Genomic DNA, 646 nt, shown 5'->3' on the forward strand with positions numbered 1-646 from the left:
CCATGCTACCAAATATAGTGATAGACTAAGCGCTTTGATTGAGCGTTTACTTGGTAAAGAGACGGTATTGCAATACTATCCTGAGTAATTGTTAGTAAAGTTATTTGCACCAATACCTTGTCTACAGCATGGATTTGATTAAAATAGATCAAATGCATTTTTGTAAGACTAATCAAAGCTACGCCAAACAAGATATTTGTGCTCTATTTCATCTTATGCCCTTTTATGCCGCAACCTAAGCTCAGAGGTAATCGTGCCACATCGCCGCTATCATATTCATGTTATATGTGCTGACAACGATCAATTATTGGTGTTGGATAGCGTAGCGATATTTTTTCAGGCACGGGCGTTTTTGACTTATGACGTGTCCAGTAAGCTACCAAAATCCTCGCTATATGGTCGACAATGCATCGATTCTTGTGATTATGCGTTGATGATCATTGGCGACAGCTATGGGACAGTACAAAAGACAGGCGTTAGTCAAATGCATTTGAGTTATCTGAATGCTAAAGCCAAACTCAAGCCGCTATTGATCTTAGTCAAAAATCACTATCAAGAGGCTGGCATCAGTCGCCAATTGCAAGAGCTCGTCAAACTAGTATCTAAGCAAGACAATCAAATATATTACTATGATACAGAGGACGAT

The 646-nt window shown here is 39.2% G+C and carries 1 protein-coding gene; it reads left to right on the forward strand.

Annotated features, from left to right (window positions below; genetic code table 11):
- Nucleotides 1-253 precede the first annotated feature (253 nt).
- A partial coding sequence (locus tag ACS8FC_RS18400; protein WP_439297850.1) for a DUF4062 domain-containing protein occupies nucleotides 254-646 on the forward strand: 393 nt, incomplete at its 3' end.

It is taken from the genome of Psychrobacter sp. 1Y4 (genome assembly GCF_051847555.1).